The sequence below is a fragment of the Phytoactinopolyspora endophytica genome (assembly GCF_004138495.1).
GTDB lineage: Bacteria > Actinomycetota > Actinomycetes > Jiangellales > Jiangellaceae > Phytoactinopolyspora > Phytoactinopolyspora endophytica.
In genome coordinates this window covers 33,121-37,594 of sequence record NZ_ML142865.1, presented here as the reverse complement: position 1 = coordinate 37,594, position 4,474 = coordinate 33,121, and the positions used below count along the sequence as shown (strand labels likewise).

The following is a 4,474-nucleotide window of genomic DNA, read 5'->3' as shown; positions in this document are numbered from 1 at the left end:
ACCTCGTCCCCCGGCCCGCACAGGGCCAGGATCGTCGACGCGATGGCCTCGGTGGCGCCGGCCGTGACCAGCACCTCGGTGTCCACGTCGACGTCCAGCCCGTAGAACCGCTTCTGATGGTGGACCACGGCCGCCCGCAGCTCGGGTATGCCGATCCCGGGCGGATACTGGTTGGCGCCGCCGTGAATGGCCGCGGTCGCCGAGTCCAAGATCAGCTGCGGTCCGTCCGTGTCCGGAAACCCCTGGCCCAGGTTGATCGCACCCGTCCGCACCGCCAGCGCCGACATCTCCGCGAAGATCGTCGACGTGAAAGGCTGCATGCGCGGGTTCAGGTATGGTCGGCGCTCACTCATGCCGTCACCTTACGGAAAGGGTCAACGCCGAGAAACCGCGGTCGCTTCGCGTTCGGCCACCGGATAGGTGGCCCCGGAGCCGACCCGGCCCGGGCCCGGCGTTCCGATTCAGACCGGAACCGTACCGCGGCGTCGCCGCGATCAGCTCGCCGCCGCGTCGTCGTTCACGCATCGTGAACGGATCTTCGACGGAACGCATGCAGACGCATATGATGACGACAGGCCCTGGGGCATCACTTGTGTCCCGATGCGTCTGCCCGATGAGTGGGTAGCTGGTTCGGCGGTCACCTTGACCGTCTCACCGCTGAATGTCCTGCCGCAACGTCGCGTGCCCGATCGGAGCCCCGCCTGGCCCGGTTCGCTCGCGGCAACCACCATCGATGGAGACGCAGATCTCATGTACCCCGCCACACATCCGGGTGCCCGGCTGGGCCGCGGCACTTCCCGCTATCGTCGAACCTTCCGATCTGTGCACCTGCTCACCGGCGTCGGCGCGGCCGCCGCGCTCATGCTCGCCGGATGCGGTGGCGACGACGACTCGACGACGGCATCCGACGACGGCACGGGTGGCGGCGACCCGTCGCCCGGCTCTACGTCGGACCAGGCGTCATCGGACGAGGGCTTCCCGCTCGCGCTCGACAACTGCGGTTTCGAGCTCACCGTTGAAAGCGCTCCCGAGCGCGTGGTCACCATCAAGTCCACGACCACCGAGATGATGCTGGCGCTCGGCCTGGCGGACCGCCTGGTCGGCACCGCCTTCGCCGACGGCCCCGTGCCCGACGAGTACGCCGACGACGTCGCCGACGTGCCGGTCTTGTCCGACCAGGTGCCAGGTCAGGAGGCGCTGTTCGAGGCCGAGCCGGACTTCGTCTTCGGCGGCTGGGAGAGCAACTTCGCCGTGGATGCCGCCGGGGAGCGGGAAGCGCTCGCCGACTTCGGCATCACCACCTACGTTGCGCCGTCGGCCTGCAAGGAGCCGGCGTACCAGCCAGACCCGATGACGTTCGACGCGCTGTTCGCTCACATCCACCAGCTAGCCCAGATCTTCGACGTGCCCGACCAGGCCGACGAGCTGGTGGCCGAGCAGAAGGCGCTGCTGGATCAGGTAGAAGCGCCCGGCGATGGCCTGACCGCGCTCTGGTACAGCTCCGGCGAGGACTCCCCGTACGTCGGCGGCGACATCGGCGCGCCCGCCATGATGATGCGCGAGCTCGGCGTGGAGAACATCTTCGCTGACATCGACGACACCTGGTCCAACGTGAGCTGGGAACAGGTCGTCGACCGTGACCCTGATGTCATTGTCCTGGTCGACGCCGCATGGAACACGGCGGACAACAAGATCGACTTGCTTGAGTCGAACGCCGCTACCGCCGCGCTGTCAGCCGTACAGGAGCAGCGCTACCTGACGCTCCCCTTCCCGGCTGCCGAGGCAGGTGTCCGCAGCGCCCAGGCCGTCGTCGACCTGGCCGGACAGCTCGAACAGCTCGACATCCAGCCGGGCCAGACCGGTGCGGGTTCGTAGCAGGAGGGGATCACGATGTCCGCCGCACCCCGTCCGCCCGGCACAGACCAACGCCCGGCCACACCGGACCGGGGTTTCCCTCCCGGCAACGGGAACCTTGCCGACCGTGCGCATGACTCCGACGGCTCGGCCGCCTCCCCACGGGACACCGTTTCCCCGGCAAGCTCCGTGTCTTCCACGACCATCCAGGCGGGCTCGGGTGGCGCTTCCGGCAGGGGCTCGGGCGGCGTCTCCCGCAGGGGCTCGAGCGCCGTCACCAAGGTGACATCCACGGCGGCGTGGATCGTGGGAATGACGGCTCTGCTCATCGTCTCCATCACCCTCGCGGTCACCATCGGGTCGGCGGAAATCGGTGCGCTCGACGTGTGGCGGTCGATCGGTGCGCACATCGGCCTGGACCGGCTCGGCCTGGACTCGTCACCGCTGTCCACGCTGCGCGACGGCATCGTCTGGGAGCTCCGCCTGCCACGGGTGCTCACCGCTGCAGGAGTGGGGGCGGCACTCGCGATCTGCGGCGCGGTCATGCAGACGCTCACCCGCAACCCGCTGGCCGAGCCCTATCTGCTGGGTCTGTCCTCGGGTGCCTCGGTGGGCGCCGTCCTGGTCCTGGTGCTCGGTGTCGGCTGGTTCGGCCTGCCGGTGGCCGCATTCGGCGGGGCGCTTCTCGCGCTCACTGCCACCCTGGCGCTGGCCAATAGGCGCGGCGAGCTGCCCCCGACGCGCACCGTCCTGGCCGGGCTCGCCGTGTCCTACCTGTGCTCGGCCGCGACGTCGTTCATCATCTTCTGGTCCGCCACCGGCGACTCCTACCGGGGGATCCTGAGCTGGCTGCTCGGCTCACTCGGCGGTGCCGCCTGGAACGACGTGGCCGTGGTGGTGCTGGCGGTCGCCATCATCGGCGCCGCGCTGCTGTCTCGTAGCCGGACCCTGGACGCGTTCGCGTTCGGAGACGGCACCGCGTCGGCGCTCGGAATCGACGTGAACCGGACCCGCTGGACGCTGTTGATCCTCGTCGCGCTGCTCACCGGCGCCGCCGTGGCGGTCAGCGGTGCCATCGGATTCGTCGGCCTGATGGTGCCGCATGGCGTTCGCCTGGTGGTGGGCGCGTCGCACCGCCGCGTTCTTCCGCTCGCTGCGCTCGCCGGTGCATCGTTCATGATCTGGGCGGACACCCTGGCGCGCACCCTGTTCGACCCGCGTGAGCTCCCCGTAGGCGTGGTGACCGCGTTTCTCGGCGCTCCCGTGTTCGCCGTACTGCTCCGCCGACGGAGGGTAGGTCAATGACACCGAACGGCCCACGCGACAGGCTCTCGGCGCACCCACTCGCCATGCCCCCGCTCGCGACGTCGTCACCCGATGCTCCGCGTCGATCTCCTGGTCATGATGAGCCTGGCGCCACGGACCCCCGGGCTGCTCACGACGGCAGACGCCTCAGCGACGGAAAGCACGCAGACGCAGCCGAACGCACAGGCTCTGCCGGACGCACAGGCTCTGCCGGACGCCGGGACTCGCTCGATGTCTTCGATGTCTCCTGGTCCGTCGACGGCACGCTCATCGTCGACGGGGTGAGCCTGTCCGCGAAGGCGGGCACGCTCACCGGGCTGCTGGGACCGAACGGCTCGGGGAAGAGCAGCCTGCTGCGGAGCATCGCGGGTATGACCCGTCCGGAACGGGGCGTCGTCAGCCTGGGCGGCGAGGACCTGCTCGGTATGCGGCGCCGGGAGCGTGCCCGCCGCGTCGCCGTCGTCGAGCAGGAGACGCACACCGACGTCCCGCTGCGCGTCCTGGACGTCGTCCTGCTGGGCCGCACTCCGCACAAGGCGACCGAGCACGACGACGAACTGGCCCGGAGCGCGCTCGACACGGTCGGCATGCAACGCTTCGCGGACCGCGACTGGCATACGCTGTCCGGCGGCGAACGCCAGCGCGTCCACCTGGCTCGGGCGCTGGCCCAGGAGCCTGAGCTGCTCCTCCTGGACGAGCCGACCAACCATCTGGACGTGCATTTCCAGCTGTCCCTGCTGGGGAACGTACGGGAACTCGGCGTGACATCATTGGCTGCCCTGCACGACCTGAACCTGGCGGCGTCCTACTGCGACCATGTCGTCGTGCTGGACCGCGGACGTGTCGCAGCTGCGGGCGCGCCCGAGGACGTGCTGGTACCCGAGGTGATCCGGCGCGTGTTCGCGGTCGACTGCGACGTGCACACCAACCCACGTACCGGCCGCCCTGTCCTGATGTTTTTCCCATGATCATGAACAGTAACCGTGCTATTTACACGGTTACTGTTCATGATCATGGGAGGTAGCCGGCGAGGTTATCCACATTCACGCGATCGTTATTCCGCATACGCTTGTGATCCCGCAAGATTGCGGATGTGAGTGAGCACCGTCTCCCAGCCACGCTCGTCAACGTCATTTCACGTCAGGAAGGGCTCGTCTCCCGCCGACAGCTTCTGGCTTCCGGTGTCAGCGACGAGTTTGCTCGAGCCCGGGTACTGGCGGGACGTTGGCAACACGTACATCGCGGCGTCTACGCAACGTTCAACGGTCCGCTGGGCCGCACAGCGCAGATATGGGCGGCGTTGCTTCGCGCGGGG

At 68.7% G+C, this 4,474-nt stretch carries 5 protein-coding genes; 4 read left to right on the top strand and 1 reads right to left on the bottom strand.

Annotated elements, in window-relative coordinates:
- Nucleotides 1-353: aminotransferase class I/II-fold pyridoxal phosphate-dependent enzyme (locus ELR45_RS41525; protein ID WP_240760172.1), on the bottom strand; the 353-nt coding region annotated here is incomplete at its 3' end.
- A gap of 397 nt (nucleotides 354-750) precedes the next feature.
- On the opposite strand from ELR45_RS41525, the gene ELR45_RS26250 reads away from it, so the two are divergent.
- The 4 genes from ELR45_RS26250 to ELR45_RS39150 all read left to right on the top strand — a co-directional run.
- Entirely contained in the window at nucleotides 751-1,875 is a 1,125-nt protein-coding gene (locus ELR45_RS26250; protein WP_205857303.1) for a putative F420-0 ABC transporter substrate-binding protein, read from the top strand.
- A gap of 291 nt (nucleotides 1,876-2,166) precedes the next feature.
- Nucleotides 2,167-3,159: a putative F420-0 ABC transporter permease subunit gene (locus ELR45_RS26245; RefSeq protein ID WP_129669075.1), complete on the top strand. Its 993-nt coding sequence runs from the start codon at nucleotides 2,167-2,169 to the stop codon at nucleotides 3,157-3,159.
- Nucleotides 3,160-3,440: 281 nt separating this feature from the next.
- Nucleotides 3,441-4,127: an ABC transporter ATP-binding protein gene (locus ELR45_RS26240; protein ID WP_240760155.1), complete on the top strand. Its 687-nt coding sequence runs from the start codon at nucleotides 3,441-3,443 to the stop codon at nucleotides 4,125-4,127.
- A gap of 125 nt (nucleotides 4,128-4,252) precedes the next feature.
- The coding region (locus tag ELR45_RS39150; RefSeq protein WP_205857302.1) for a type IV toxin-antitoxin system AbiEi family antitoxin domain-containing protein at nucleotides 4,253-4,474 on the top strand (222 nt) is incomplete at its 3' end.

What these genes read in the sequence shown, in the direction of transcription:
- ELR45_RS26250 (WP_205857303.1), top strand. Translation starts at nt 751, where the DNA reads ATGTACCCCGCCACACATCCGGGTGCCCGGCTGGGCCGCGGCACTTCC.
- ELR45_RS26245 (WP_129669075.1), top strand. Translation starts at nt 2,167, where the DNA reads ATGACGGCTCTGCTCATCGTCTCCATCACCCTCGCGGTCACCATCGGG.